A 26,271-nucleotide genomic window follows, 5' to 3' on the forward strand; every position below is an offset into this window, starting at 1 on the left:
GGGCGGCTGCGGGAGCACCGGGCGGCGGGGCGCGGCGCCGGTGCGGCTGCTGCGGGCTGCGGGGGTGCGGGTCGCGGCGGGCAGCGGGGCGCTGCGGGACGTGGCGAATCCGGTGGGGCGGGGGGATCCGCTGGAGGCGGCGTATCTGCTGGCCTCGCTCGGGGGGCTGCGTCCGGAGGAGGCGTACGGGGCGGTGAGCGGGGAGGCGCGGGCGGTGATGGGGCTGCCGGAGGTGCGGGTGGAGGCGGGTTTCCCTGCGGAGCTGGTGGCCGTGCGGGGGGAGCGGCTCGGGGGCGTGCTGTCGTTGGCGTACAGCCGGATCGTGGTGCACCGGGGGCGGGTGGTGGCGCGGACGAGCGCGGTGCGGGAGTACTGCGATTCGGCGTCGGCGCTGGATCTGCCGCGTCAGACGCGTCCGGAGCGTCCGCAGGAACCGGGGGGCCCTCCGGCCGGTCCCGTCGTACGGTCGTGAGTATGCGCATCGTCATCGCTGGAGGACACGGAAAGATCGCCCTGCGTCTGGAGCGGCTGCTCTCGGCCGGCGGGCATGAGGTCGCGGGGGTCGTCCGCAGACCGGAGCAGGCGGAGGCCCTGCGGGAAGCGGGGGCCGAGCCGGTGGTGCTCGACCTGGAGTCGGCGTCGGTGGAGGCGGTCGCGGAGGCCCTGCGGGGTGCGGACGCGGCGGTCTTCGCGGCGGGCGCGGGGCCGGGCAGTGGCGCGGACCGCAAGGAGTCGGTGGACCGGGGGGCGGCGGTGCTGTTCGCCGACGCGGCGGAGCGGGCGGGGGTGCGCCGGTTCGTGGTGGTCTCGTCGATGGGCGCGGACGCCGGGCATCCGGGTGAGGAGGTCTTCGACGCGTATCTGCGGGCGAAGGGCGCGGCGGACGACGCGATCCGGGCGCGCGAGGCCCTGGAGTGGACGATCCTGCGGCCGGGCGCGCTGACGGACGAGGCGGGGACGGGCCGGGTCCGTCTGGAGGCGCGTACGGGCCGGGGCCGGGTGTCCCGGGACGATGTGGCGGCGGTCCTGGCGGAGCTGCTGGAGACTCCGGCGACGGCGGGTCTGACGCTGGAGCTGATCGAGGGCTCGGTGCCGCTGTCGGTGGCGGTGAAGGACGTGGCGGGGAACTGAGCGGGGCGGGCCCGGACGGGCGGTTCCCCTGGGCCCGGACGGGCGGTTCCTCGCGCCTGGACGGGCGGCTCCCCGGGCCCCCGCGAGGGGTGGTTCCCGGCCCCCGCGAGGGGTGATTCCCCGGGCCTCGAAGGCGGGTTCCCGAAAACGAGTGAAGGTCCCCGGTGCGAACACCGGGGACCTTCTTCACGTGGCGACGCCAGGATTCGAACCTGGGTAGGCTAAGCCGACGGATTTACAGTCCGCTGATCATGACCTCGCCTGATGGCAGCTGGCCTGCACTGAAGCTCAAGCGACACAGGTCCAGGGATCATCCCGTCCACACCTCGTCCAGTGCTGCGACGGCGCTCCACTGACCACCACGGTGGTTGGCACACAGGGATGGCCGCCGAGTAGAGCCCCCTGCACCCTCTCCTGGCCTGAAGCTGCCCGACCGAGTTTCCGGAGACTGCAACTTTCCCGACTCAAGAAAGCTTGCAATATCCTAAAACTTTCCGATCTAAGCAACTTTCCTCTAGAAGGAAAGTTGCAACCAATCGGCAAGTTCTCCAAAATCGGCAGACTTGCCGTGCCATGATCGAGACATGGACAACGCGCATGCAGAGCACGAGCTGCTGGAGCGAACCCGGGCCACACTGCAGGATCTACTCGGACCCGAATGGGAGGTGATCCTGCAGCCGGACCAGGTACCCGGTGGCGACCACGCATGGGACGCGATGTTGCAGATCAAGTCCACCGACGGCGTCTACGTCCAGATGCTTGTGGAGGCGAAGGAGCGGGTTACCCCCAAGGAAGCTGCGGACCGCCTAGCCTCCACCGCATCCCTCGTCCGCCGAGTGAATCACTACACCCAGCTCATGGTGGTCTCCCCATGGATCAGCCCACTCACCCAGGATGCGCTGCGCAGTAACGACATCAACTACCTGGACCTCACAGGGAACATCTCCCTGCGGGTAGGGCGGCCAGCCATCGTCATCCACACTCAGGGGGCAGACCGGGCCCCGGCAAGTCACCGCCACCGCTCCAGCAAGCCACTCCTGACTGGCCTGCGAGCAGGCCGACTGCTGCGCCTACTGGCTGACGTCGTCCCCCCTTACCGCGCAACGGAGTTGGCTAAGCGGGCGGGGCTCAGCTTGCCCTACGTCTCGAAGCTCCTCGACACACTGGAGGACCAACTACTGATCCAGCGTGACGGCAAGGTCGTAGTCTCCGTCGATTGGCAAAGACTTCTGCGAGCCCGCGCAATGCAAACTGACCTGCTCCGCAGCGCGAACCCCATGGGGATGATCGCCCCAAACGGCGTCAAGGCCGTCCTCCACCAGCTGGAAGCCACGGGGCCGGGGTACCGGCGCGAGGTCCTCATCACCGGCTCCTACGCGGCTCGATCCTTTGCGCCGGTCTCCGTGGGGGGGCAGCTCATGCTGTACGTCCAAGAAGCTCCGGAGAACGCCCAGGCTGTGGCGAACGAGCTTGGGCTCATGCCTGTACCCGAGGGAGCCGAAGTCCTCCTCTTGCATGCCCGAGACAGCAGCGTGTGGCAACGCCCCATCGAGATCGCAGGGCGTTGGCAAGTCGGTCTCAGTCAACTCGCTGTCGACTGCCTCTCGGGGCCAGGGCGCATGCCGGCCGAAGGCGAGAAAGTACTTGCGTTCATGACCGAGCATGAACACGCATGGCGTAAACCCGATCTTTCCCTCTCAGATGAACCAACCCTGCTCTAGGATCGCGCCAGATCTCGAGGGGGGACTATGTCGCAGGCATCACCCGACACTGACGTTGACGAGTTGAACCTGGCCGCACGCAGGGTGCTGCTAGACGCCCTCATCGCGCTGGAGAACCACCGCGAAGCCCTGACCGTGGTGGGCGCGCAGGCCGTCTACCTCCGGACCGAACAAGCAGCGATCAGCAACGCCGCGTACACGTCCGACGGCGACATCAGCATTGACCCAGAAACCCTGGGCGAGCAGCCGCTCCTGGAAGAAGCCATGAGCGCGGCTGGCTTCTCGCTGAAGCCAGACGCCAGAGGTAACCCCCAAGTCGGGTTGTGGCAGCGTACGGAACAGGTCGGCCACACCCAGGTCGGGGTCGAAGTCGATCTACTCGTCCCCGAGGGGCTGGCTCCCGGAAACAAGAAGAAGCGGCGTACCGAGATGCCGCCACATGACCCCTGGGCGACAAAGAAGGTTCCCGGCCTGGAGGTAGCGGCAGTCGACCGCTCTCTGCTGACCATCCGGAGCCTGGCGTCAGAGGACCCGCGCAGTGTAGAAGCATACGTCGCAGGACCTGCGGCTCTCCTTGTCGCGAAGGCTTTCAAACTGCAGGAGCGAATCGCCGACGCCCAAAGAGGCAAGCCCGAGCGTCTCTCCGCCAAAGACGCTGGCGACGTCTACCGCATCATGGCTACCGTCCCCGTCGGGCAGGTTTCATCAGCGTTTGACTCGCTGAGGACCGACCCGCGAGTAGGTCAGATTGCCGTGACGGGTTTGCAGCACTTGCGTGAACTCTTCGGCGCAGCAGCCACCACAGGAACCAATCTTGCTGTACAAGCCCTTGCCGGCGACATCCCTGAGAGCCGAATTCGAGTACTGACCCCTCTCTATATCGGCCAACTGATCAACTAACAGCCGGGGGCAATCGAGCTGGTCTCGATGCTCCGGTGGCACGTCACCGCCTACGGCACCCACGCCGACGGCCGGCTGTTCCGGACCGCCCGGGGCGGCATGGCCCAGGAGAGCGGCTACGGCGAGGTCTGGGCGGGCGCCCGTGAGGACGTGCCAAGCCCGGCCGAGCGGGAGACGAAGCTGGCCAAGCGACCATATGATCTTCGTCACGCCGCCGTCTCGACGTGGCTCAGTTCCGGCGTCGAGCCTCAGCTCGTCGCACAGCGGGCCAGCCACTCGGTCGCCGTGCTCTTTCGGGTCTACGCGAAGTTCCTGAAGGGCGGCGACGAGGCCGCGAACGCCAAGATCTCCGCCCGGCTGCAACAGCGCCTCGGCTCGTGAACACATGGCGGCCAGCGCCCCTGAGCGGGGTGCTGGCCGTTGACCATGAACGGTCGACCCTGCAGGGCAGGGGTGGCGCCACTTCGCTAGATACGGAGAACGTCTCGACTCACTGAGCCGCTACTTGCGGCGCAAACGCCGAGTGCTGAGAAGGACGTACGCCAGGGGCATCAGCGCCAGCAGGAGCGCCAACCCTCCCCCAACCGGCCAGGGCCAATCGGCAGGCACGACCTTCAACAAAGCGATGGGTCCCAACATCGACGCCGCAGTGACGCCAAGGCAGGTGACCGACTCCAACATGTGACCGCTAGAACTAGCCGGGACGGAAACGGTGATTCCCGGCCCTTCCGGCACAGCGAAAATGGTGACCGTCGCCGCCCCAGTGGGCTCCTCAGCCGACGGCTCTACATCTCCCTGGACGGGCTGGCGGACAGTAGCGGTGGCGACAGGGACCAGCGCTTCGGTGTTCTTCGACACTTTTTTCCTTCCGGGCGGCCCCGGCCGTTGATCATCCGTAATCAACAGTCACCGGCGCCAAGCTCCCGGCCGCTAGACAGCAGTGGTCGGTCGGCTTTGCCTCATGTCAACTCCTCTCCTTGAGGCCCTTCGAGGTTTCGAGGGGTGAAACCACCGTAGCGCATGACGCACCAGTCATGCACCAAAAACACACCAGAATCGAACCCAGTCGGTGCGCACTGGATGTATCTGTGCGACGATGAGAGTGCGGGGCTCATACCAATTGGGCTCTACCGTCACAAAGGAAGGCGTATGAGCAGAGCACTCAGGGCCGTTGAGCCCGCCGAAAGCGAACGCTTTTCAGTCACCTTCGTCCCACCCTCGGTGCAATCGATCCAAGCCCTGACGGAGCTATCAGGGCTCTCCAAGACGGATGTGATCAATAGGGCAGTCCAGATCTACGCGTTCCTGGCCGGCGAGATGGCTGATGGGCGGCAGGTTCTCCTGCGCAACGAGGACGGGTCCCTTGAGCGCGTGCACATCGTGTGACCGCAGTCGGTCACTGGCACGGGGCGCGAGACCCCGGACGCCACGTCCCGTAGCGTCCGGGCCGTCACCCTTGCTGGCAAGGGTGACCTTCTTGAGAGAGGAGCACTGGTGCCCCGTCCACGTGTCGTCCGTGGCACCTGGTAGGGCCTGCGATTGGTCGGCACGTAGCGAGACAGCTCGACTCCGCCGCCCCCGGACAGCAGAATGGCCCCTGATCGCGTTTCCGCAGATCAGGGGCCGTTCTTATCGCGTGGCGACGCCAGGATTCGAACCTGGGTAGGCTAAGCCGACGGATTTACAGTCCGCTCCCATTGGCCACTCGGGCACATCGCCATGAGATCGCTGCTGTGGAGTCGCCGCTTTGCTGCGGTGTTCCTTGGCAACGACGTAAACAATACCTGATCCCCCGGGGTGGTCCGCCACCGGATTGATCAGCGGTTCGGGTCGCGGCTCACCCCCTAGGCTTTGGCCTGTACCCCAAGCATCCGAGCAAGGAGCCACGAGTCATGGCCGACTCCAGTTTCGACATCGTGTCCAAGGTCGAGCGGCAGGAGGTCGACAACGCCCTCAACCAGGCCGTCAAGGAGATCTCCCAGCGTTACGACTTCAAGGGAACCAACGCCTCGATCTCCTGGTCCGGCGAGAAGATCCTGATGCAGGCGAACGGCGAGGAGCGCGTCCTCGCGATCCTCGACATCTTCCAGTCCAAGCTGATCAAGCGCGGGATCTCGCTCAAGTCGCTGGACGTCGAGGGCGACCCGCAGCTGTCCGGCAAGGAGTACAAGCTCTTCGCCTCGGTGCAGGAGGGCATCTCGCAGGAGAACGCGAAGAAGGTCGCGAAGACCATCCGCGACGAGGGCCCCAAGGGCGTCAAGGCCCAGGTCCAGGGCGAGGAGCTGCGCGTCAGCTCGAAGAGCCGGGACGACCTCCAGGCGGTGCAGGCGCTGCTCAAGGGCAAGGACTTCGACTTCGCGATCCAGTTCGTGAACTACCGCTAGGCGCGGCCGAGGGCACCGCCGCCGCCCGAGAGGGCTCTGCGGCTCTGCGGCTCTGCGGTCGAGGGGGCGTGGCACGGGACTCCGTGCCACGCCCCCTCCGCGTTCCCGCGGCCCCGTGGCGGTCGCCCCCACCCCCGCGTCCGAAATCCGCCAGCCCCCGCCCCCTCGGCCGCCGCACACTGGTGGGGGAAGACCGGTGCGGGAGAGGAACGAGTCATGGCCGTGTACGCGTACGTCGACGGGCCCCTGGGCGAGATGCTGCTGGTCGGGCAGGTTCTCGACGGGGGGCGGATCGCGTTGCGGTCGTTGTCGCTGCCGGAGCAGAAGGGCGGGGTCGAGGTCCAGGAGGGGTGGGTTCTCGCGCCCGAGGTCTTCGGCGAGGTGGCCGGGCAGTTGGGCGAGTACTTCGCGGGGCGCAGGGAGCGGTTCGAGCTGCCGCTCGCGGTGGACGGGGGGACCGCGTTCCAGCAGCGGGTGTGGCGGGCCCTGGAGGAGATCCCGTACGGGACGACGGTCTCGTACGGGGAGATCGCCCGGCGGGTCGGGTCGGCGGGGGCCGGGGTGCGGGCGGTGGGGACGGCGATCGGGCGCAATCCGCTGCTGGTGGTGCGGCCGTGTCACCGGGTGATCGGGGCCGACGGGAGTCTGCGGGGGTACGCCGCCGGGCTTGAGCGCAAGGAGCGGCTGCTGGGCCTGGAGGGGGCCCTGGGGTGAGCGAGGGGCTGTTTCCCCGGGAGCGGGCCGAGGTGGCGCCCGGCGCCGTGCACGTGCCGGGGTGGCTGTCGTTCGCTCGACAGCGGGAGCTTGTGGAGAGCTGCCGGGAGTGGGGGCGGGGGCCGGTGCCGTACCGGCGGACCGTGCTGCCCGGCGGGGGTGTCATGTCGGTGAGTTCGCTCTGTCTGGGGCGGCGCTGGGTGCCGTACCGCTATCTCGGCACGGGCGCCGTGCCGGTACCGGAGATGCTCGTCGCCCTTGGGCGGGAGGCGCTGGCCGAGGCGTACGGCGACGACGGGGGGTTCACTCCGGACACCGCGCTGGTGAACTTCTACGGGCCGGGGGCCCGGATGGGGATGCACCAGGACCGGGAGGAGCGTTCGGGGGCGCCGGTGGTGTCGCTGAGTCTCGGGGACCGGTGTGTGTTCCGGCTGGGGAACGAGGAGAACCGGGGGCGCCCGTACCAGGACGTGGAGCTGGTCTCGGGGGATCTGTTCGTCTTCGGCGGGGCGTCGCGGTGGGTGCATCACGGGGTGCCCAGGGTCCTCGCGGGGACGGCCGATCCGGCGCTGGGGCTTGCCGGGCGGCTGAACATCACGCTGCGCGAGACGGGACTCCCGGTGCTTCCCTGAGAAGCCCTAGTCTGCCGCCCATGAGTGCTGAGCTGCGCCGGTCCCTCGGTGTCCTCGACGCGGTCGTGATCGGGCTCGGTGCCATGGTCGGGGCCGGGATCTTCGTCGCGCTCGGGCCCGCCGCCGGGGCCGCGGGGTCCGGGGGCGGGCTGCTCGCGGCGCTCGGGATCGCCGCCGTCGTGGCGTACTGCAATGCCATGGCCTCGGCCCGGCTCGCCGCTGTCCATCCGCAGTCGGGTGGCACGTATGTGTACGGTCGCGAACGGCTCGGGCCGTTCTGGGGGTATCTGGCCGGCTGGGCGTTCACGGTGGGCAAGACGGCCTCCTGCGCGGCGATGGCGCTGACCGTCGGGGCGTACGCGTGGCCGGAGCAGGCGCATGGGGTGGCGGTGGCCGCCGTGGTGGCCCTGACCGCCGTGAACTACAGGGGAGTCCAGAAGTCGGCGCTGCTCACCCGGGTGCTCGTGACGGTGGTCCTGACCGTGCTCGCGGTGCTGGTCGCGGTCTGCCTCGGGGCCGGTGGGAGCGGGCCGCGACCGCCCGGCGCGGAGGCCTCCTTCGGCGGGGTTCTCCAGGCCGCCGGTTTGCTCTTCTTCGCATTCGCGGGGTACGCGCGGATCGCCACGCTCGGCGAGGAGGTCCGTGATCCGGCCCGGACGATCCCGCGTGCCGTGCCCCTCGCGCTGGGCCTCGCGCTCCTCGTCTACGCCCTGGTCGCCTGGGCGGTGCTCGCCGTCCTCGGCGCCGGGGCGCTCGCCCACTCCCCCGCGCCCCTTACGGACGCGGCCCGCGCGGCGGGCGCCGCCTGGCTGGTGCCGGTGGTCGCGGTGGGGGCCGCCGTCGCCGCGCTCGGCTCGCTGCTCTCGCTGGTCCTCGGGGTCTCCCGTACGGCCCTTGCCATGGCCAGGGACGGGCATCTGCCGGTGGCGCTCGCCGCCGTCCACCCCCGCTACCGGGTACCGCACCGGGCCGAGGTCGCGGTGGGCGCGGTGGTGGCCGTGGTGGCGGCGACGGCGGACGTACGGGGCGCGATCGGCTTCTCGTCCTTCGGGGTGCTCGTCTACTACGGGATCGCGAACGCCTCCGCGTGGACCCTGGGGCCCCGGCGGCGGCCGCTCGCCGCGCTCGGGCTCGCCGGGTGCGGAGCCCTCGCGCTCGCGCTGCCGCCCGGCGCGGTGCTCGCGGGGGCGGCGGTCGTCGCGGCGGGCGTGGTGGCCTGGGCGGTCGGCCGGGGACGAGCCGTACGCCCGCCGTCCTGAACCCTTCGGCGCGTGGGCGGTCGGCCGCCACCCATTGCCTCGTACTCAAGCCGGGGCCGTGGCCTGGGCGGTCAGTCGAGGAGGAGCCGTACCTCCCGCCCTCCCGAGCCCTTCGGCGCGTGGGTGGTCAGTCGAGGACGAGTCGTACGCCCGCCGTCCTGAGTTCTTCGGCGAACTCCTCGAAGGTGAGGGGGCGGTGGGCGCTCCACGGCTGGACGCCCAGGCAGGCGCGGGCGGTGTCGGCGTGGTGCCAGACGAGGGTGGTGCCCGCGAGCAGTTCGCCCGCCTCCCTCGGGGTGGCGGCGCCGAGGGCGCGCCCGGGGCCGTGGACGGCCTCGCCGAGGGCGCAGAGCAGGGAGTCCTCGTCGACGATGCCGGCGCCGTCGAGGTGGTGGGTGGCGCCGGGGACGATCCCGGGGACGCCGTGCGAGCGGCGGGCGGCCTGCCGGAGCCATTCGGCGCGCCCCGGTCCGGTGAAGCGCCGCCAGGTGCCCGGTTCGGCGGGCCGGTCGTGGTGCCACAGCTCCCAGACCTGCCGTTTCTGGTGCGGCACCAGGCCCGCCCTGGGGAAGGAGACGGTGAGGTCGAACAGGCCGGGGTCGTGGGCGGAGCCCCGCCAGCCGGTGACGCGGCCCGCCGGGGCCTCGTGGTGGACGGCGCCCGTGTGGCCGAGCACCTGGTAGCGGACGGGGTCGTACTCGCGCGCGCCGGATTCCAGGGCCTGGCGCAGCCCGCCGCGCGGGACGCAGCCGAGGAAGGTGATCTCGGTGTGGGTGCGGGCGGCGGGGACGCGGGAGAGCCGGACGAGGTTGCCGCAGGGGACGGCGGGCTCGCCGGTGTGGGAGCGGCGGGGGCCGCCGGCGGACTCGACGGTGACGACGTCGCCGCGCGCGCCGAGGACGCGGCAGCCTTCGAGGACCCAGGCGAGGCCGTCGTGGGTGAGGACGTGGAGGGTGCCGAGCGGGGCGGTGCCCTCGACGACGGCCTGGGTGACGGCTCGGGCGAGTTCGCCCCGGGGTTCGCAGCCGCGGAGTTCGTGGACGAGGCGGGGCGGCGGTACGGGCTCGCCGTAGAGCCCTTCGACGTCCTGGCAGCGGGCGACCTCGTAGGGGCCCGAGACGAGTGCGTACCGGGGGTGCACCGAGGGCCTCAGCGGACCTGCGGGCCGTACGTCCCGTAGGCCTGGTCGGTGGGGACGATCTCCTTGCCGAGGGGCAGCAGCGAGACCGGGATCATCTTGAAGTTCGCGATGCCGAGGGGGATGCCGATGACGGTGAGGCAGAGGGCGATGCCGGTGGTGATGTGGCCGAGGGCGAGCCACCAGCCGGCCAGGATCAGCCAGAGGACGTTGCCGACGCAGGAGGGGGCTCCGGCGTCACGGCGGTCGACGACGGTCTGGCCGAAGGGCCACAGCGCGTAGCGGCCGATGCGGAAGGCGGCGAGGCCGAAGGGTATGCCGATGACCGTGACGCAGAGCAGGACGCCCGCGAGCAGATAGCCGAGGAACATCCAGAAGCCGCAGAGGATCAGCCATATGACGTTGAGGAGAGTCTTCACGGGCGGTGACCTGCCATCTGTTCGAGCCGGGCGATGCGCTCGGCCATCGGCGGATGGGTGGAGAACATCTTCGAGACGCCCTGGCCGGGGCGGAACGGGTTCGCGATCATCATGTGGCTCGCGGTCTCGATCCGGGGCTCCGGGGGGAGCGGCAGCTGCCTGGTGCCGGTTTCGAGCTTGCGCAGGGCGCTGGCGAGGGCGAGCGGGTCGCCGGTGAGCTGGGCTCCGGAGGCGTCCGCCTCGTACTCGCGGGAGCGGGAGATGGCGAGCTGGATCACCGAGGCGGCGATCGGGCCGAGGATCATGACCAGGAGCATGCCGAGGAGTCCGGGCCCGTCGTCGTCGTTGGAGCGTCCGACGGGGATCAGCCAGGCGAAGTTCACCAGGAACATGATCACGGAGGCGAGGGCTCCGGCGACCGAGGAGATGAGGATGTCCCGGTTGTAGACGTGGCTCAGCTCGTGGCCGATGACCCCGCGCAGTTCGCGCTCGTCGAGGAGGGCGAGGATGCCCTCCGTGCAGCAGACGGCCGCGTTGCGCGGGTTGCGGCCGGTCGCGAAGGCGTTGGGCGCCTGGGTCGGCGAGATGTAGAGGCGGGGCATGGGCTGGCGCGCCTGGGTGGAGAGCTCCCGCACCATCCGGTAGAGGGCGGGGGCCTCGAATTCGCTGACGGGGCGGGCGCGCATGGCCCGGAGTGCCAGCTTGTCGCTGTTCCAGTACGCGTACGCGTTGGTGCCGAGCGCCACGACGAGCGCGACGATCAGTCCCGTACGCCCGAAGAAGCTGCCGATGACGATGATGAGGGCCGAGAGCCCTCCGAGGAGTACGGCGGTCCTCAGCCCGTTGTGCCGGCGGTGCACGGTACGCCCTCCAAGTGGTGCGGCAGGGGAACCCTTTGCTTCGTGGTCGTCCGCTCCCGGGCCTGGGCCGGGAGCGGGGCTTCCAGGTCCAGTGGACCCTTCCGTACTGGTCAACGCCAGGCGGGAAGCTGTGGTTCCCCTGGCCGCGCCGGGGGTGGTGTCCGCCGTTCGGGTGATCAGCGGGCCGCCGGGACCGTGATCTTCTCCAGCGGGGCGGCGGTGGGCTCGATCTCGCTGGTGCAGTGGCCGCAGCGGGTGGCGATGGCCGGGATCTCGGTGAAGCAGTGCGGGCAGTCGCGCTTCTCGGCCTTGGGGTCGGTGGCCTCGGCCCTGGCGAACTTGGCCTGGATCTTGGTCATGGGGACCACGATCAGGAAGTAGAGGACGGCCGCCGTGATGAGGAAGGCGATGAGGGCGGCGATGGCCAGACCGTAGGGGAAGACGGTGCCCTGGATCTTGAAGCTGGCTTCGCTGAAGTCGCCGACGGAGCCGGTGGCGAGACCGATGAGCGGGGTGATGAACGCCTTGCTGAAGCCGGTGACGACGGCCGTGAACGCCGATCCGACGGCCAGGCCGATGGCCATCGAGATGACGTTTCCGCGAAGGATGAAGTCCTTGAATCCGTTCAGCACGGGGTGTTGCTCCTCGGTCTTTTTCTGTGGGGAGATCAGAACAGGGTCTGCGTGGCGAAGCGGAGGGCGAGCTGCGGGTACCCCGACAGCACGGCTCCGGCGGCGGCCGTCAGCACGATCGCCAGGGTGACCGGTGTGGGGGCCCGGTACGGCTCGGCCCGGCCCTGGGGGGCGCGGAACAGCGACGCGGTCCAGCGGAGGTAGTAGTACAGCCCGATCACGACGTTGACGGCCATGATCACGGCAAGCCAGCCGAGGCCCGCGTCGACGGCCGACGAGAAGACGGTCACCTTGGCGAAGAGGCCGATGATACCCGGGGGCAAACCGGACAGATTCACCAGGAAGAAGGCGAGGGCGAGGGCGGCGGCGGGGGCCGCCGCGTACAGGCCCCGGTAGTCGTCGAGCCGGTTCTCGGGGTGGCGGCGGGCGACGAGCGCGACGACCGCGAACGCGCCCAGGTTCACCACGGCGTACATCAGGGCGTACGCGACGGTCGCGCCGATCTGGTCGTCGCTGGAGTACGCGGCGGCGGCGATCGGCACCAGGAGGTAGCCGGCCTGGGCGACGGAGGACCAGGCGAGCAGCCGGACCGCGCTCCACGCGCGCGTGGAGACCTGCCGCAGGGCGGCGACGTTGCCGACGGTCATCGTCAGCGCGGCCAGGACGGCGAGCGCGGGCCCCCACACGTCCGCGTACGAGGGGAAGGCGACGACCGTCACCAGGATGAGCCCGGTGAAGCCGACGGCCTTGCCGACCACGGAGAGATAGGCGGCGACGGGCAGCGGGGCGCCCACGTAGGTGTCGGGGACCCAGAAGTGGAAGGGGACGGCGGCCGTCTTGAAGGCGAAGCCGACCAGGGTGAGGGCCACGCCCGCCTCGGCGAGGGTCTCCAGCCGGCCGGGCACGTCGTCCAGACGGGTGGCCAGCTCCGTCAGGTGGAGGGTGCCGGTCGACGCGTACACGAAGCTGACGCCGAGCAGGGTGACGGCGGTCGCGGTGACCGAGGAGAGGAAGAACTTGAGCGCCGCCTCGCCCGACCTGCGGTCGCCGCGCTTGAGGCCGACGAGCGCGAACGCGGGCAGCGAGGCCACTTCGAGGGCGACGACGAGGGTCGCCAGATCGCGGGAGGCGGGCAGCAGGGCGGCGCCCGCCGCCGAGGACAGCAGCAGGAACCAGAACTCGCCCGCCGGAAGCCGCTCGCGGGTCTCGGAGAAGGAGAGCAGCGCCGTGAGGAGCGCGCCGCCGAGCACGAGCAGCTGGATGACGAGGGTGAAGTGGTCGGCGGTGTAGCTGCACGCCCCGGCCCGGCCTTCGACGGTCAGGCAGAACGTCGCCCGGTCACCGGCCCGCAGCGGAAGCAGGAGCGCGAGGGAGCCGGCGAGTCCGGCGACGGCGGCCCAGCCGAGCAGCGGCTTGCGGCCCTCGGGGACGAACAGGTCGGCGACGAGCACCGCGAGGGCGGTCAGGGCCGTCAGGAGCGGCGGCGCGATCGTGAGCCAGTCGACGGACTGGACGAGCGAGGGGATCGCGTCGGACGACCGGGCGAGCGGGGAGATCGCGTCGGCTGACTGGACGAGCGACGGGGTCACTGGGTGCCTCCGGCGAGGAGCTGCTGTACGGCCGGGTCGGTGAGGCCGAGGAGGACCGCGGGCCAGAGTCCGGCGAGGACGGTGAGGGCGACGAGTGGGGTCCAGGCGGCGAACTCGTACCCCTGGACGTCGGCGATCGGCGTCTCCCCCGCGGGCCGGGGCCCGCCCATGCAGACGCGGCGGACCACGAGCAGCAGATAGGCGGCGGTCAGCAGGGTGCCGAAGGCGCCGATCGCCATGAAGGTGAGGAACGCGGGGCGGCTGAGGCCCTCGGCCGGGTCGAAGGCGCCGAACAGGGCCAGCATCTCGCCCCAGAACCCGGCGAGCCCCGGAAGGCCGAGGGAGGCGACGGCGGCGAAGGCGAGGAGGGCGCCGAGGCGGGGTGCGCGGCCGTAGAGGGCGGCGCCCGTGGCTCCGGCGAGGGTGTCGAGGTCGGCGGTGCCGTACCGGTCCTTCACCGCGCCGACCAGGAAGAACAGCAGGCCGGTGACGAGGCCGTGGGCGATGTTGGCGAAGAGCGCGCCGTTGACCCCGGTGGGGGTCATGGTGGCGATGCCGAGGAGGACGAAGCCCATGTGGCCGACGGAGGAGTACGCGATGAGCCGCTTGAGGTCGCCCTTGCCGCCGGGCCTGACCAGGGCGAGGCAGGCGAGCGACCCGTAGACGATCCCGGCGACGGCGAAGCCCGCGAGGTACGGGGCGAAGGCCCGCATGCCGTCGGGGGCGATCGGCAGCACGACCCGGACGAAGCCGTACGTGCCCATCTTGAGCAGGACGCCTGCGAGGAGGACCGAGCCGACCGTGGGGGCGGCGGTGTGGGCGTCCGGGAGCCAGCTGTGCAGCGGCCACATCGGGGTCTTCACCGCGAGCCCGACGCCGATCGCGAGAACGGCGATGACCTGCACCGACGTGGTCAGTCCCCGGCCGTTGTCAGTGGCGAGTGCCACCATGTCGAACGTGCCCGCCTTCACGCCGATGAGGAGCAGGCCGAGCAGCATGACGACGGAGCCGAGCAGCGTGTAGAGGATGAACTTCCAGGCGGCGGCCTGCCTTCCGGCACCGCCCCAGCGGGCGATGAGGAAGTACATGGGGATGAGGACGGTCTCGAAGGCCAGGAAGAACAGGACGAGGTCGAGGACGGCGAAGGTGGCGAGGGTGCCGGACTCCAGGACGAGGACGAGAGCGACGAAGGCCTTCGGGGAGGGGCCTTCGGGCATCTTGAAGTAGCTGTACAGCGCGCAGAGGAAGCTCAGCAGCGCGGTCAGGACCAGGAGGGGGAGGGAAATGCCGTCGACGCCGAGGTGGATCCGCACGTCGAGCGCCTGGATCCAGGTGATGTCCGTGGTGGCCTGCATCCTCGACGGCTGGTCGTGGTCGAAGCCGAGGACCAGGACGAGCGCGGCGAGGAGGACGGCGCCTGTGACGGTGACGCCGTGCCGGAGCACGGCCTGCTCGGGCGACTTCCCCTTCAGCCCCGGCGGGGCGGGCAGGAAGGCGGCGGCGGCGCCGATGAGCGGCCCCACGACGATCAACGCGAGAAGGAACTGCATCACGGATTCGCTGATATCGATCACGGCTCACGCTCCGGCGACGGCGTTGGCGAGGACGACGGCGACGACCGCCAGGACGACGGAGCCGGCGAGCAGGGCGCTGAGATAGGTCTGCACGTTGCCGGTCTGGGCGCGGCGGACGAGCCATCCCAGGCCCTTGGCGGAGCCCGCGGCGCCCCGGACGTAGGTGTCGACGACCTCGCGGTCCAGGAAGCGGACCAGGGAGGCGGCGGCGAGGACGGGGCGGACGAAGGCGGCCCGGTAGACGGCGTCCAGACGGAAGCCGTCGGAGGCGGGGCCGTACAGCGGGCCGAGGAGGGCGCGGCCGGGGTCGGCCGGGTCGGCGGCGGGGTGCGGCAGGTGCAGCGCCTCGGCCTCGACGAGACCCGCCTCGGCGTCCGGGTGGGCGACGTGCGGGACGGCGACGGGCGCCGGGGTCCTGGCGGCGAGGGTCCGCCAGACGGCGTAGGTGATCACCGCTCCGGCGGCGGCGAGGCCGGTGCCGAGGACGGCGGTCGTCAGCGTCGGGGTGAGGTCGCCGCCGTCGAACCAGTCGCCCAGGCGGGTGACGGTGAGTCCGAAACCGAGGGAGGGGATCGCGAGCACCCACAGGACGGCGGTCATGGCGATCGGCTGGCGGCCGTGGTCGGGGGCGTCGGCGCCCCGGCCGCGGAAGGCCCGGAGCCAGAGGCGGAGCGCGTAGGCGGCGGTCAGGAAGGCGGTCAGGAGTCCGGCGATCAGGACGGTCCAGCCCGCCCCGGCGGGGGCGAGGTCCCGCTCCCCGAGCGCGGTGTGCTCGGCGGCCACCAGGACGGCTTCCTTGGAGAAGAAGCCCGCGAACGGCGGGATCGCGGCGAGCGCGAGGAGCGCCACGGTCATCGTCCAGTAGGCGTCGGGGACGCGCCGCGCCAGGCCCCGCATGCGGGCCATCGCGGTCAGCGAGTTCGTCCCGGCGGCGTGGATGACGGTGCCCGCCGCGAGGAAGAGCAGGGCCTTGAAGGCGGCGTGCGAGAGGAGGTGGAAGACGGCGGCGCCCCGGTCGCCGACGGCGAGGGCACCGGCCATGTAGCCGAGCTGGCCGATGGTCGAGTAGGCCAGGACCCGCTTGATGTCGTCCTGGGCGAGCGCGGCGAGCGCCGAGCCGACCATCGTGACGGCGGCGAGGACCGCGAGGACGGTCATGGCGGCGGCGGAGGCGGCGAAGACGGGCAGCAGCCGGGCCGTGAAGTAGATGCCGGCGGCGACCATCGTCGCCGCGTGGATGAGCGCGGAGACGGGGGTGGGGCCGGCCATGGCGTCCGGGAGCCAGGTGTGCAGCGGGAACTGCGCCGACTTGCCGACGACTCCGGCGAGGAGCAGCAGCGCGACCAGGGTCGGGTGGTCGAGTCCGCCGCTCGCGACGGCGCCGAGGACGCCCGTGACGCGGAAGGTGCCCGCGTCGGCGGCGAGCGCGAAGAGACCGATGAGGAAGGGGACGTCGCCGAGCTTGGTGACGAGGAAGGCCTTCAGGGAGGCGGCGCGCGCCTCGGGGGTCTCCCAGTAGTGGCCGACGAGGAAGTACGAGCAGATGCCCATGATCTCCCAGCCGACCAGGAGCACCATCAGATCGCCCGAGTAGACGACGAGGAGCATCGCGGAGGTGAAGAGGGAGACGAGCGCGGCGTACGAGGGGTAGCGCGGGTCCTCGCGGAGGTAGCCGGTCGAGTAGATCTGCACACAGGTGGCGACGACGCCGACCAGGACGGCGACGAGGGCGGCGAAGCCGTCGATGTGCAGGGCCAGGTCGACGGGGACCGAGCCGGTGGGGGTGAGCTGGGTGGCGGCGTCGACGGCCTTCCCGCCGCCCTGCCGTACGGCGACGAGCACGGCCAGGATCGCGGCGGCGAGCGTCGGGAGCACGGCCAGCGGGCGGACGAAACCGGGCGCGGTCCGGCCGAGCAGAAGCCCGGCGACGGCGCCGAGGAACGGCAGGAGGGGGACCAGGACGGCCAGGGTCGTGGTGGTCACGCGGTGGCCTCGGCCTTCTCGCCGTCGGGCGCTGCGTCGGTGGGCGATGTGCCGGTGGTCGCTCCGTCGGTACGGGTCCCTGGCCCGTCGTCCGGGGAGCCGGGGGGCTCCGCCGTGTCGCGGAGCCGGTCGACGTCCGAGGTGCCCTTGTTGCGGTGGACCATCAGGACGATCGCGAGGCCGATGCCGATCTCGGCGGCGGCGATGGCGATGGTGAAGAGGGTGAGGGCCTGTCCGGCGTGGAGGGTGTCGCGGAGCCAGACGTCGAAGGCGACCAGGTTCAGGTTGACGGCGTTGAGCATCAGCTCGACGGACATCAGGACGAGGATCGCGTTGCGGCGGGCGAGGACGCCGTAGACGCCGACGCAGAAGAGGAGGGCGGCCAGGACCGCCGGGTAGACGAGGTGCATCAGCGCTCCTCCTCCTTCTTCTTCCGGGACAGCACGATGGAGCCGACCAGGGCGGCGAGGAGGAGCACGGACAGCGCCTCGAACGGCAGCACCCAGTGCCGGAAGAGGATCTCGCCGGTCACGTCCGTCGAGCCCTGGACGGTTCCGCCGAGGTCGATCCAGGTCGTGCGGAAGGCGTCGGCGACGACCCAGACGAGGGCTACGGCTGCGGCGACGGCGACCGCGAGGGCGACCGGCCGGTTGCCGGAGTCGGCGTCCGGGGAGCGCCCGACGGGGGCCTTGGTGAGCATGAGCCCGAAGAGGAGGAGGACGACGACGGAGCCCACGTAGATGAGGACCTGGACCCAGGCGATGAACTCGGCCGTCAGGAGCAGGTACTCGACGGCGAGCCCGCCGAGCGCCACGACCAGCCAGAGCGCGGCGTGCACGAGCTGACGGGTGGTGACGGTGACGAGGGCCGCGCCGAGGGTGACGAGACCGACGAGGACGAAGGCGATCTCGACGCCCGTCGGGGAGAGGAAGCCGTGGGCTTGCTGTGCTGCTGCCAGGATCACGAGCGGTCCTCCGGGTCCTGGGGGGCGGCCGGGGGCTGTGCCGGGTCCTGCGCCGGGGGTTGTGCCGGGTCCTGCGCTGCGGCCTGTGCCTCGGCCTCGGCGCGGGCGGTGGCCGCTGCGGCTTCCGCCGCCGCTGCCGCTTCCGCCGCCGCTGCCTTCTCGGCCGCCTTGCGGGCCGCCGCGATCTCCTTCGGCTCCTCGGCGCGCGGGTCGAGCGCGGGCGGTTCGGGGACCGTCCACATCCACTCGCGGAGCTTGTCCCGCTCGTGCGTCAGCTCGTGGATGTCGGTCTCCGCGTACTCGAACTCGGGCGACCAGAACAGCGCGTCGAAGGGACACACCTCGATGCAGATGCCGCAGTACATGCAGAGGGAGAAGTCGATCGCGAACCGGTCGAGGACGTTCCGGCTGCGCTCGCGGCCACCGGGGGCGGCGGCCGGGACGGTCTCCTTGTGGGAGTCGATGTAGATGCACCAGTCGGGGCACTCGCGGGCGCAGAGCATGCAGACCGTGCAGTTCTCCTCGAACAGTCCGATGACGCCCCTCGTACGGGGTGGCAGCTCGGGCTGGACGTCGGGGTACCGCGCGGTGTGCGCGCGCCGGGTCATCGTGCCGAGGGTGACGGCGAGGCCCTTGGCGAGGCCGGAGCCGGGGAAGGGAGACATGGTTAGGGGTTCGCCACCTTCACGATGCCGGTGAGCGCGATCTGCGCGAGGGCGAGCGGGACGAGGACCGTCCAGGCGAGCTTCTGGAGCTGGTCCTCACGGAGCCGGGGATAGCTCACCCGGAGCCAGATGACGACGAACGCGAGGACGGCGGTCTTGAGGAGGGTCCAGAGCCAGCCGAGCCCGTCCCCGCCGAAGGGGCCGTGCCAGCCGCCGAGGAACAGGACGGTGGTGAGACCGCACAGGACGACGATCCCGGCGTACTCGGCCAGCAGGAACAGGGCGAAGCGGAGACCGGTGTACTCGGTGTACGCGCCGAAGATGATCTCCGAGTCGGCGACCGGCATGTCGAACGGGGGCCGTTGCAGCTCCGCGAGGCCCGCCACGAAGAAGACGAGCGCGCCGACGATCTGCCAGGGCACCCACCACCACTCGAAGGCGTCCAGGATGCCCGGGAGCGAGACGGTGCCCGCGGCCATCGCGACGGAGGCGGCGGCGAGGAGCATCGGCAGCTCGTACGCGAGGAGCTGGGCGGCCGTACGCAGACCGCCGAGCAGCGAGAACTTGTTCGCGGACGCCCAGCCGGCCATCAGGCTGCCGAGGACGCCGACGCCCATCACGGCCAGCACGAAGAAGATGCCCGCGTCGACGACCTGCCCGACCGCGCCGTCGCCCGGTCCGACCGGGATGACGAGGAGGACGAGGAGGTACGGGAGGAGGGCGACGGCCGGAGCGAGCTGGAAGACCCGCCGGTCGGCGTCGGCCGGTACCACGTCCTCCTTCTGCGCGAACTTCACGCCGTCGGCGACGAGCTGGGCCCAGCCGTGGAAACCACCGGCATACATGGGTCCGAGACGGCCCTGCATATGGGCCATGACCTTGTGCTCGGTCTGCCCGACGACGAGCGGCAGCACGAGGAAGGCAACGAAGACGACGACCAGCCGGAGGGCGACGTCGAGCACGTCGTTCACGCGGGATCGCCTCCGGCGGGGTGGGTGGGGCCGTTGGACTCGCTGGGATCGCGGGGATCGCTGGGGCCAGTGGGAGCGGTGGGGGGTTTGGGGCGGTTCTCGGGGTCGGCCTCGCGCTGGGGGCGGGGCGCGGGCGCCGGTTCCGGTGCGGGCTCGGACTCCGGTGCCGGTGCGGGCTCGGACTCCGTCTCGGGCGCGGGCGCCGTCTCGGGCGCGGGCTCCGGTGTCGTTGCGGGCTCCGGTGTCGGCGGCTCCGTAGCCGGTTCCGGTGTCGGCGAAGGCTCGTCGAAGGCCGGGCGGGCGTGGTGCCAGGGGGCGTCCGAGCTGCGGGTACGCGGAGTGGCCGGGCCGGCCTCCCCCTCCCCCGGGGCCTCGGGCTGCGGCTTCGCCTGGCTCGCGGATCCGTCCGAGGCGGAACGCGACCGGCGCGGCGGACGGGCCCCCGCAGCCGGAGCACCCGACTCGGCCCCCGCAGCCGGAGCACCCGGCTCGGCCGCCGGAGCCGAAGCACCCGACTCCCCGGAAACCACAGCCGCCTGACTCGCCGAACCGTCCGAAGCCGAACGCGACCGTCGGACCGGCGCACCCGACGACTCGGCCGCCGGGGCCGTCCCGCTCGTCGCAGCCGCCTGGCCGGTCGCAGCCGTCTGACTCGCCGAGCCCTGCGAAGCCGAACGCGACCGACGCACGGGGGCGGCCTCCGTAGCCGGAGTGGCCCCCGCCGTCGGGGCGGCCCCCGCCGCAGGGGCGGCCCCTGCCGCCGGAGTGGCCTCCGTCGTCGTGCGGGTGCGGCGGGCCGGGCGGTCGTCGCCGCTCGTGGTCGCGCGGGGTGCGCGGGACGGGCGGGTGGGGGCCGGGGGGAGCTGGCCCTTGAGGGGGCCCCACTCGTTGGGGTCGGGGACGCCCGGCGGGAGCATCTGGCGGCGCTTGGGGCCGCCGCCGTCGTGGGACTCGCCCGGCTCCTTCGCGCCCGGCCACGCCTTGGCGACGCGGGCGGCGAGGACGAAGTCCTTGCGGAGCGGGTGGCCCTCGAAGTTCTCGGGGAGGAGGAGGGGCACGAGGTGCGGGTGGCCCTCGAAGGAGACGCCGAACATCTCGTGGGTCTCGCGCTCGTGCCAGCCCGCGCCCGCGTACACGCCGATGGCGGTCGGGAGGACGGGCGCCTCGTGCGGGACGGTCGTCCGGACCATGAGGCGGCGGGGCCGGTCGGCGCCGAGCGCCACCACGTGCGCGCAGACGCGGAAGCCGGTGCCGGGTTCGTCGACGGCGCTCAGCCAGTCGAAGTAGGTGCAGCCGAGGGTGGTCCGGGCGGTTTCGAGGGCGGTGAGCCACTCCGCCGGGGGGACGTCGACCGTCAGGAGGTCGTACGCCTGCTCGGCCGTGGCGTCCGGGCCGAAGACCTCGGTGACGGCGTCGGGGAGGGAGTCGTACGGGTTCACCGGTCGTCTCCCGGCGGCGGGACGAGGGGGCTCGTCAGCTGGGAGACCGACGCGGCGGTGGCGTACCGCTCGGCGAGGCTCTCGCGGGCGATCTTCTCCTGGAGCTTGAGGATGCCCTGGAGGAGCGCTTCGGGGCGGGGCGGGCAGCCGGGCACGTACACGTCGACGGGGATGATCTGGTCGACCCCCTTGGTGACGGAGTACGAGTCCCAGTAGGGCCCGCCGCAGTTGGAGCAGGCGCCGAAGGAGATGACGTACTTGGGCTCGGGCATCTGCTCGTAGAGGCGCTTCACGGCGGGTGCCATCTTGTCGGTCACCGTGCCGGAGACGATCATGAGGTCGGCCTGGCGGGGGCCGGGCGCGAAGGGGATCACGCCGAGCCGGATGAAGTCGTGCCGGGCCATGGAGGCGGCGATGAACTCGATGGCGCAGCAGGCGAGCCCGAAGTTGAAGACCCAGAGGCTGTAGCGGCGGCCCCAGTTGAGGACCACCTTCATGGGCTCGGGGGCCAGACGGGCGAGCAGCCCCAGCTTCGGCGCGGGCAGGGGCACGGGGCCCTCTCCGGTTCCGGGTGTTACGTCCATGTGAGGACGCCCTTCTTGTACGCGTAGAGCAGCCCCACGGCCAGGAAGCCGAGGAAGACGAACATCTCGACCAGGGTGGTGGCGCCGTAGCCGGGTGTGGCGAAGATCGTCGCCCAGGGGAAGAGGAAGATCGAGTCGACGGCGAAGATGACGTAGAGGAAGGCGTACACGTAGTAGCGGACCTGGGTGTGGGCCCAGCCCTCCCCCACCGGGTCGACGCCGCACTCGTAGGTGAGGAGCTTCTCGGGTGTCGGCACGACGGGCCGCAGCAGGCGGCCCGCGCCGAACGCCACGGCGACGAAGAGCACGCCGACGACGGCGAGCAGGCCGACGACGGAGTACGTCTGGAAGTAGTCCGCCGCGTCGGCCGCGACAACGGTCGGTTCCCGCACGTCCGCCCCTCGGTCTCGGTGTCTCAGGAGTCATCTCTGTCGGACGCGAGTCTAGGCCCTGCTAAAGAGACGGTAAGCAGTCCCGTGGGGCTCGGTTCGGCGTCGCCGGTACGGGCGGGGCGGGGGCGCGGGGGCGTACGGACCCGGGCGCGCGCCGTTGTGGAGCCGGGGCGCGCCGGGGCACGGGGCGGGCGCGGGTGGTCCCGGGGCGGGGCGCGCCGGGGCACGGTGGGGCTAACCCCCCTGTCACTCACCGACCTCCCCCATGGCGCCGGGGCGCACGCGACCGGCAGTCTTGAGGGCATGACCGCCGATCTTGACTCCGCCGAGACCTCCGTGTCCGCCGTCGCCCCGCCCCGCGCGAAGCGCACCGCCTACGGGAAGGAGACCTGGAAGGAGATCGCCTTCCTGCTCTCCAATCTGGCGACGACGCTGGTCGGTTTCGTCTACTCGGTGGTGAGCGTGCTCCTCGGCGTGGGGCTCGCGGTGACCGTGGTCGGGCTGCCGCTGCTCGCCCTCGGTCTGGGGGGCGCGCGGCTGATCGGGCGTTCGGAGCGGGGGCGGGCGCGGGCGCTGCTCGGGGTGGAGATCGCCGAGCCGTCCCGGCTGCCGAAGCGCGGCGGCTTCTTCGGCTGGCTGTGGGGGGCGCTGAAGGACCCGGTGGCGTGGCGGACTCAGCTGTACGGGCTGATCCGGCTGCCGTGGGGCATCCTCACGTTCGTCGTGTCGCTGGTGTCGCTGCTGGTCCTCTGGCCGGTGCTGCCGTTTCTGGCGCGGGGGCTCGCGAGTGCGGACCGGGGCATGGTCCGGGGGCTGCTCTCGCCCTCGGACGAGCTGGAGCGGCGGATCGCCGAGCTGGAGTCGGACCGGGGGGTGGTGGTCGACACCGCCGCCGCCGATCTGCGGCGCATCGAGCGGGATCTGCACGACGGGGCGCAGGCACGGCTCGTGGCCCTGGCGATGGGGCTCGGTCTCGCGAAGGAGAAGCTGCTGCACGATCCGGAGGCGGCGGCGGCGATGGTCGACGAGGCGCACGGCGAGGTGAAGCTGGCGCTTCAGGAGCTGCGGGACCTGGCGCGGGGCATCCACCCGGCGGTCCTGACCGACCGGGGACTCGGGGCGGCGCTCTCGTCGGTGTCGGCGCGCTGCACGGTGCCGGTGAAGGTGACGGTCGATCTGACCGAGCGTCCGGCGGAGGCGATCGAGGGCATCGCGTACTTCACGGTGTCGGAGCTGCTCCAGAACGTCTCCAAGCACGCACGGGCCCGGTCCGCCTCGGTGGACGTGTGGCGGACGGACGACCGGCTGATGCTCCAGGTCAGGGACGACGGGGCGGGCGGGGCTCGCTTCGACGGCGGCACGGGTCTCGCGGGGCTCGCGGAACGGCTGGGGGCGGTGGACGGCCTCCTCGTCCTGGACTCGCCGGAGGGCGGCCCGACGACGGTCACGGCGGAACTGCCGTGGCGGACCCGCCCGAAGGGGTGACGGCGGGGTGTAGGGGGTGACCGGTAGGGGGTGCCACGTAGGGGGTGACCAGTAGGGGGTGCCACGTAGGGGGTGACCAGTAGGGGGTGTACGGGGGTGACCGGCGGGGCCGTTGGGACCCGTACGGGTTGACCACCCGGCATCCCGTACCCCCACGCCCCGCGCCCCCTCAGGCCCGCACACCCGCACTCCCCCAGGCGCCCAAGCGCCCCAAACCCCCAAGCACCCGAGAGGCACCCCGCCCCTCGGGTGCCTCCGCGTACGCCCGGACCCGGGAACGCCCCGCCCCTCCCCCAGGTAGGGAAAACCCCCGTTCAGGGACGCCCACCCGCCTCATGGTCCGGCGGGCGTCGGGACGGAACCCTGGGACATGTACCGCACACCGGCTTTCCCTCCCCACTGAAGAAGGGCTTCCGCGATGGACTCCCCCCGCCTTCCCGCCGCGATCCGCGCGCCGTTCGAGGCCCGCACCTGGCGGGCCCTGCTGTACGTGCTGACCGGGCTGCCGCTGAGCGTCGTCTGGTTCGCGCTCTCCGTGTCGTTCGTGTCGGCCGGTGCCGGGCTGCTCATCACCTTCCTGGGGGTGCCGATCCTGGCCTGGGCGCTCGCGATGTGCCGGGGCTTCGGGGCGGTGGAGCGGGCGAGGGCGCGCGGGCTGCTCGGTCTCGACGTGCGGGCGCCGGAGCCGGTGCGGGGGCGTACGGGCGGGCCGTTCGCGTGGATGGCGGCGATGCTGAAGAGCGGTGCCTCGTGGCGGCATCTGCTGTACGCGGTGGTGCACCTGCCGTGGGCGGTGTTCTCGTTCTCGGTGACGGTGGCGTTCTGGTCGTGGGGCTGGGGCCTGCTCACGTATCCGCTGTGGCGGTGGGTCTTCCCGACGTACGTGGGGCAGGAGGGCATACAGCTGTACGGCGACGGGACCCACAGCTTCTATCTGGACTCGACCTTCGAGGTCACGGTGACGTGCCTGATCGGCCTGGTGTTCGTGATGGTGGGGCCGTGGCTGCTGCGCGGGTTCGTCGCCGTGGACGGGGCGCTGGTGAGGGGGCTGCTCGGTCCGTCGCGGCTGGCGTCCCGTGTGACGGAGCTGGAGTCGGACCGGGGGGTGGTGGTCGACACCGCCGCCGCCGATCTGCGGCGCATCGAGCGGGCCCTGCACGACGGGGCGCAGGCGCGGCTCTCGGCGCTCGCGATGGATCTGGGCCTCGCGAAGGAGAAGCTGGCGCGGGACCCGCAGGCGGCCGCGGTCCTGGTCGAAGAGGCGCACGGCGAGGTGAAGCTGGCGCTTCAGGAGCTGCGGGACCTGGCGCGGGGCATCCACCCGGCGGTCCTGACCGACCGGGGGCTCGACGCGGCGCTTTCCGCGGTGGCGGGGCGGTGCGCGGTGCCGGTGTCGGTGTCGGTGGATCTGCCGGCGCGTCCGGTGCAGGCGATCGAGGGCCTCGCGTACTTCACGGTGTCGGAGCTGCTCCAGAACGTCTCCGCGCACGCACGGGCCCGTCGGGCGTGGGTGGATGTGTGGCGGGCGGGCGGGCGTCTGATGCTCCAGGTCAGGGACGACGGTGTGGGCGGCGCGGAGACGGCGGCGGGGCGGAGCCTGGCCCGGCTCGCGGAGCGGGTCGGCGCGGTCGACGGGGTCCTCGCGGTGGACTCGCCGGAGGGCGGCCCGACGACGGTGACGGTGGAGCTGCCCTGGCGGGCGTAGCGGCCCCTTCTGCCAGGGGGGGCGGCCCACGCCGGGCCGCCCCCCTGGTGGTTCCCCCTCCGTGCCGGAACCCTGCGATGCTGGCCGGGTCGTCTTCGTCCCCTCGGGGGCGGGCGGCGCGGACGAGTCGATCGACAGGGCATGGGGGACGGAACGCGTGGGAGTGCAGGGCGTGGCGGAGCGGGTACGAGTGGTCATCGCCGAGGATTCCGTCCTCTTGCGGGAGGGGCTCACGAGGCTCCTGACCGATCTGGGGCACGAGGTCGTCGCCAAGGTCGGGGACGGTGAGGCGCTGGTGGCGACGGTGGCCGGGCTGGCCGCCGAGGGGGCGCTGCCGGACGTGGTGGTGGCGGACGTACGGATGCCTCCGACGCATACGGACGAAGGGGTGCGGGCCGCGGTGCGGCTGCGCAAGGAGTACCCGGGTCTGGGGGTGCTCGTGTTCTCGCAGTACGTGGAGGAGCAGTACGCCACCGAACTCCTCGCCGGGTCGACCCGGGGGGTGGGGTACCTCCTGAAGGACCGGGTCGCGGAGGTCCGGGAGTTCGTGGACGCGGTGGTCCGGGTGGCCGGGGGCGGTACGGCGCTCGACCCGGAGGTCGTGCAGCAGCTGCTGGGCCGGAGCCGTCAGCAGGACGTGCTCGCGAACCTGACCCCGCGCGAGCGGGAGGTCCTCGGTCTGATGGCGGAGGGCCGGACGAACTCGGCGATCGCGAAGGCGCTGGTGGTGAGCGACGGCGCGGTGGAGAAACACATCAGCAACATTTTCCTGAAGCTGGGCCTCTCGCCGAGTGAAGGCGATCATCGCCGGGTACTTGCGGTGTTGACGTATTTGCGATCCTGAGGACCTGACACACCGTCAGCCGCCCTGGGGTTCCGGAGGCCGATCACCGGCGCCCCGGGGGCCTAGGACCGAAGGACGAGGCTGGGCGCGGCCTCCCGGAGCGTTCCGGGGGTGACAGAAGGTGACAATTCAGGGCAAGAGGGCGTCTCAAAAAGAGGTCCAGGATGTGAGAAGTCCCGGGAGGGCCTGTCTCGGCGTCGTAGGGTGGGCCTCGGGACGGACGGTGACCGGCCGACCGCAACCCGAGCCCTCTCCGCCTCCGGCGGGGAGTCCCCTTGCCACGAGG

25 protein-coding genes, 2 tRNA genes and 2 pseudogenes are annotated in these 26,271 nt (G+C 71.6%); 13 read left to right on the forward strand and 16 right to left on the reverse strand.

Annotation, left to right across the window (positions count from 1 at the left end; genetic code table 11):
• Both BU197_RS01315 and BU197_RS01320 read left to right on the forward strand, forming a co-directional pair.
• Positions 1-472 (forward strand): annotated as a pseudogene (locus BU197_RS01315) (hydrolase); the annotation flags it as partial.
• 2 nt (positions 473-474) lie between these two features.
• Positions 475-1,131 (forward strand): SDR family oxidoreductase, encoded by a 657-nt coding sequence (locus BU197_RS01320; RefSeq protein WP_188266284.1) that lies wholly within the window; start codon positions 475-477, stop codon positions 1,129-1,131.
• Between the two features lie 191 nt (positions 1,132-1,322).
• Here the strand turns inward: BU197_RS01320 and BU197_RS01325 are convergent.
• Positions 1,323-1,393: transfer RNA gene (locus BU197_RS01325), tRNA-OTHER, on the reverse strand.
• A gap of 322 nt (positions 1,394-1,715) precedes the next feature.
• On the opposite strand from BU197_RS01325, the gene BU197_RS01330 reads away from it, so the two are divergent.
• From BU197_RS01330 to BU197_RS01345, 4 genes and pseudogenes are all read left to right on the forward strand, one after another.
• On the forward strand, positions 1,716-2,852 hold the full coding sequence (locus BU197_RS01330; RefSeq protein WP_223182756.1) for a helix-turn-helix domain-containing protein: 1,137 nt from the start codon (positions 1,716-1,718) through the stop codon (positions 2,850-2,852).
• Between the two features lie 27 nt (positions 2,853-2,879).
• Positions 2,880-3,752 carry a hypothetical protein gene (locus tag BU197_RS01335; protein ID WP_188266285.1) on the forward strand — a complete coding sequence of 291 codons (873 nt, stop codon included), beginning with the start codon at positions 2,880-2,882 and terminating at the stop codon, positions 3,750-3,752.
• A gap of 15 nt (positions 3,753-3,767) precedes the next feature.
• Positions 3,768-4,133: pseudogene (locus BU197_RS01340) on the forward strand (site-specific integrase); the annotation flags it as partial.
• A gap of 768 nt (positions 4,134-4,901) precedes the next feature.
• Positions 4,902-5,138, forward strand: coding sequence for a hypothetical protein (locus BU197_RS01345; RefSeq protein ID WP_188266286.1), 237 nt, complete (start codon positions 4,902-4,904; stop codon positions 5,136-5,138).
• Between the two features lie 251 nt (positions 5,139-5,389).
• Here the strand turns inward: BU197_RS01345 and BU197_RS01350 are convergent.
• Positions 5,390-5,471, reverse strand: a tRNA-Tyr gene (locus BU197_RS01350).
• Positions 5,472-5,644: 173 nt separating this feature from the next.
• On the opposite strand from BU197_RS01350, the gene BU197_RS01355 reads away from it, so the two are divergent.
• The 4 genes from BU197_RS01355 (at position 5,645) to BU197_RS01370 (ending at position 8,741) form a co-directional block, all read left to right on the forward strand.
• Positions 5,645-6,136, forward strand: coding sequence for a YajQ family cyclic di-GMP-binding protein (locus BU197_RS01355; RefSeq protein ID WP_188266287.1), 492 nt, complete (start codon positions 5,645-5,647; stop codon positions 6,134-6,136).
• Between the two features lie 216 nt (positions 6,137-6,352).
• Positions 6,353-6,850, forward strand: a complete 498-nt coding sequence (locus BU197_RS01360; RefSeq protein WP_188266288.1) for a methylated-DNA--[protein]-cysteine S-methyltransferase — start codon at positions 6,353-6,355, stop codon at positions 6,848-6,850.
• Positions 6,847-7,482 (forward strand): alpha-ketoglutarate-dependent dioxygenase AlkB family protein, encoded by a 636-nt coding sequence (locus BU197_RS01365; RefSeq protein ID WP_188266289.1) that lies wholly within the window; start codon positions 6,847-6,849, stop codon positions 7,480-7,482. Before BU197_RS01360 ends, BU197_RS01365 begins: the two co-directional genes overlap by 4 nt.
• 20 nt (positions 7,483-7,502) lie before the next feature.
• Positions 7,503-8,741 (forward strand): APC family permease, encoded by a 1,239-nt coding sequence (locus tag BU197_RS01370; RefSeq protein WP_188266290.1) that lies wholly within the window; start codon positions 7,503-7,505, stop codon positions 8,739-8,741.
• Between the two features lie 127 nt (positions 8,742-8,868).
• Here the strand turns inward: BU197_RS01370 and BU197_RS01375 are convergent, their stop codons facing one another.
• The 14 genes from BU197_RS01375 to BU197_RS01440 form a co-directional block, all read right to left on the reverse strand.
• Positions 8,869-9,882, reverse strand: a complete 1,014-nt coding sequence (locus BU197_RS01375; RefSeq protein ID WP_188266291.1) for a hypothetical protein — start codon at positions 9,880-9,882, stop codon at positions 8,869-8,871.
• An 8-nt stretch (positions 9,883-9,890) separates the two neighbouring features.
• The gene (locus BU197_RS01380) at positions 9,891-10,298 is read right to left on the reverse strand and encodes a YccF domain-containing protein (RefSeq protein ID WP_188266292.1); all 408 of its coding nucleotides are present in this window, start codon (positions 10,296-10,298) and stop codon (positions 9,891-9,893) included.
• Positions 10,295-11,158, reverse strand: a complete 864-nt coding sequence (htpX, locus tag BU197_RS01385) for a zinc metalloprotease HtpX (protein ID WP_188266293.1) — start codon at positions 11,156-11,158, stop codon at positions 10,295-10,297. The genes BU197_RS01380 and htpX overlap by 4 nt, the downstream gene beginning before the upstream one ends.
• 176 nt (positions 11,159-11,334) lie before the next feature.
• The gene (gene mscL / locus BU197_RS01390; RefSeq protein ID WP_188266294.1) at positions 11,335-11,790 is read right to left on the reverse strand and encodes a large conductance mechanosensitive channel protein MscL; all 456 of its coding nucleotides are present in this window, start codon (positions 11,788-11,790) and stop codon (positions 11,335-11,337) included.
• A 35-nt stretch (positions 11,791-11,825) separates the two neighbouring features.
• Positions 11,826-13,346, reverse strand: a complete 1,521-nt coding sequence (locus BU197_RS01395; RefSeq protein ID WP_188266472.1) for an NADH-quinone oxidoreductase subunit N — start codon at positions 13,344-13,346, stop codon at positions 11,826-11,828.
• Positions 13,347-13,375: 29 nt separating this feature from the next.
• Positions 13,376-14,929, reverse strand: coding sequence for a NuoM family protein (locus BU197_RS01400; protein WP_188266471.1), 1,554 nt, complete (start codon positions 14,927-14,929; stop codon positions 13,376-13,378).
• A gap of 27 nt (positions 14,930-14,956) precedes the next feature.
• A complete protein-coding gene (locus BU197_RS01405) occupies positions 14,957-16,936 on the reverse strand; it encodes an NADH-quinone oxidoreductase subunit L (RefSeq protein WP_188266295.1) in 1,980 nt (659 codons plus the stop codon).
• On the reverse strand, positions 16,933-17,346 hold the full coding sequence (gene nuoK / locus BU197_RS01410) for an NADH-quinone oxidoreductase subunit NuoK (protein WP_188266296.1): 414 nt from the start codon (positions 17,344-17,346) through the stop codon (positions 16,933-16,935). Before nuoK ends, BU197_RS01405 begins: the two co-directional genes overlap by 4 nt.
• The gene (locus BU197_RS01415) at positions 17,346-17,900 is read right to left on the reverse strand and encodes an NADH-quinone oxidoreductase subunit J (RefSeq protein WP_188266297.1); all 555 of its coding nucleotides are present in this window, start codon (positions 17,898-17,900) and stop codon (positions 17,346-17,348) included. Before BU197_RS01415 ends, nuoK begins: the two co-directional genes overlap by 1 nt.
• Positions 17,897-18,565 carry a NuoI/complex I 23 kDa subunit family protein gene (locus BU197_RS01420; RefSeq protein ID WP_188266298.1) on the reverse strand — a complete coding sequence of 223 codons (669 nt, stop codon included), beginning with the start codon at positions 18,563-18,565 and terminating at the stop codon, positions 17,897-17,899. Before BU197_RS01420 ends, BU197_RS01415 begins: the two co-directional genes overlap by 4 nt.
• 2 nt (positions 18,566-18,567) lie before the next feature.
• Positions 18,568-19,536, reverse strand: a complete 969-nt coding sequence (locus BU197_RS01425; RefSeq protein WP_188266299.1) for a complex I subunit 1/NuoH family protein — start codon at positions 19,534-19,536, stop codon at positions 18,568-18,570.
• Entirely contained in the window at positions 19,533-20,975 is a 1,443-nt protein-coding gene (locus tag BU197_RS01430; RefSeq protein ID WP_188266300.1) for an NADH-quinone oxidoreductase subunit C, read from the reverse strand. The genes BU197_RS01425 and BU197_RS01430 overlap by 4 nt, the downstream gene beginning before the upstream one ends.
• Entirely contained in the window at positions 20,972-21,559 is a 588-nt protein-coding gene (locus BU197_RS31170; protein ID WP_188266301.1) for an NADH-quinone oxidoreductase subunit B, read from the reverse strand. Before BU197_RS31170 ends, BU197_RS01430 begins: the two co-directional genes overlap by 4 nt.
• Positions 21,550-21,951 carry an NADH-quinone oxidoreductase subunit A gene (locus tag BU197_RS01440; protein ID WP_188266302.1) on the reverse strand — a complete coding sequence of 134 codons (402 nt, stop codon included), beginning with the start codon at positions 21,949-21,951 and terminating at the stop codon, positions 21,550-21,552. Before BU197_RS01440 ends, BU197_RS31170 begins: the two co-directional genes overlap by 10 nt.
• 303 nt (positions 21,952-22,254) lie before the next feature.
• Between BU197_RS01440 and BU197_RS01445 the strand changes: the two genes are divergently transcribed.
• The 3 genes from BU197_RS01445 (at position 22,255) to BU197_RS01455 (ending at position 25,985) form a co-directional block, all read left to right on the forward strand.
• Positions 22,255-23,436 carry a sensor histidine kinase gene (locus BU197_RS01445; protein WP_188266303.1) on the forward strand — a complete coding sequence of 394 codons (1,182 nt, stop codon included), beginning with the start codon at positions 22,255-22,257 and terminating at the stop codon, positions 23,434-23,436.
• A gap of 418 nt (positions 23,437-23,854) precedes the next feature.
• On the forward strand, positions 23,855-25,141 hold the full coding sequence (locus BU197_RS01450; protein WP_188266304.1) for a sensor histidine kinase: 1,287 nt from the start codon (positions 23,855-23,857) through the stop codon (positions 25,139-25,141).
• A 172-nt stretch (positions 25,142-25,313) separates the two neighbouring features.
• Positions 25,314-25,985: a response regulator transcription factor gene (locus BU197_RS01455; protein WP_317452081.1), complete on the forward strand. Its 672-nt coding sequence runs from the start codon at positions 25,314-25,316 to the stop codon at positions 25,983-25,985.
• Positions 25,986-26,271 lie beyond the last annotated feature (286 nt).

The organism is Streptomyces sp. CBMA291, from assembly GCF_014596525.1.
GTDB lineage: Bacteria > Actinomycetota > Actinomycetes > Streptomycetales > Streptomycetaceae > Streptomyces.

Excerpts from the sequence above, each read along its gene's own strand:
- BU197_RS01400 (WP_188266471.1), bottom strand. The coding sequence starts at position 14,929 with ATGCAGTTCCTTCTCGCGTTGATCGTCGTGGGGCCGCTCATCGGCGCC.
- BU197_RS01445 (WP_188266303.1), top strand. The coding sequence starts at position 22,255 with ATGACCGCCGATCTTGACTCCGCCGAGACCTCCGTGTCCGCCGTCGCC.
- BU197_RS31170 (WP_188266301.1), bottom strand. The coding sequence starts at position 21,559 with ATGGACGTAACACCCGGAACCGGAGAGGGCCCCGTGCCCCTGCCCGCG.
- BU197_RS01360 (WP_188266288.1), top strand. The coding sequence starts at position 6,353 with ATGGCCGTGTACGCGTACGTCGACGGGCCCCTGGGCGAGATGCTGCTG.
- nuoK (WP_188266296.1), bottom strand. The coding sequence starts at position 17,346 with ATGCACCTCGTCTACCCGGCGGTCCTGGCCGCCCTCCTCTTCTGCGTC.
- BU197_RS01355 (WP_188266287.1), top strand. The coding sequence starts at position 5,645 with ATGGCCGACTCCAGTTTCGACATCGTGTCCAAGGTCGAGCGGCAGGAG.
- BU197_RS01335 (WP_188266285.1), top strand. The coding sequence starts at position 2,880 with ATGTCGCAGGCATCACCCGACACTGACGTTGACGAGTTGAACCTGGCC.
- BU197_RS01345 (WP_188266286.1), top strand. The coding sequence starts at position 4,902 with ATGAGCAGAGCACTCAGGGCCGTTGAGCCCGCCGAAAGCGAACGCTTT.
- BU197_RS01370 (WP_188266290.1), top strand. The coding sequence starts at position 7,503 with ATGAGTGCTGAGCTGCGCCGGTCCCTCGGTGTCCTCGACGCGGTCGTG.
- BU197_RS01450 (WP_188266304.1), top strand. The coding sequence starts at position 23,855 with ATGGACTCCCCCCGCCTTCCCGCCGCGATCCGCGCGCCGTTCGAGGCC.
- BU197_RS01330 (WP_223182756.1), top strand. The coding sequence starts at position 1,716 with ATGGACAACGCGCATGCAGAGCACGAGCTGCTGGAGCGAACCCGGGCC.
- BU197_RS01320 (WP_188266284.1), top strand. The coding sequence starts at position 475 with ATGCGCATCGTCATCGCTGGAGGACACGGAAAGATCGCCCTGCGTCTG.
- BU197_RS01420 (WP_188266298.1), bottom strand. The coding sequence starts at position 18,565 with ATGTCTCCCTTCCCCGGCTCCGGCCTCGCCAAGGGCCTCGCCGTCACC.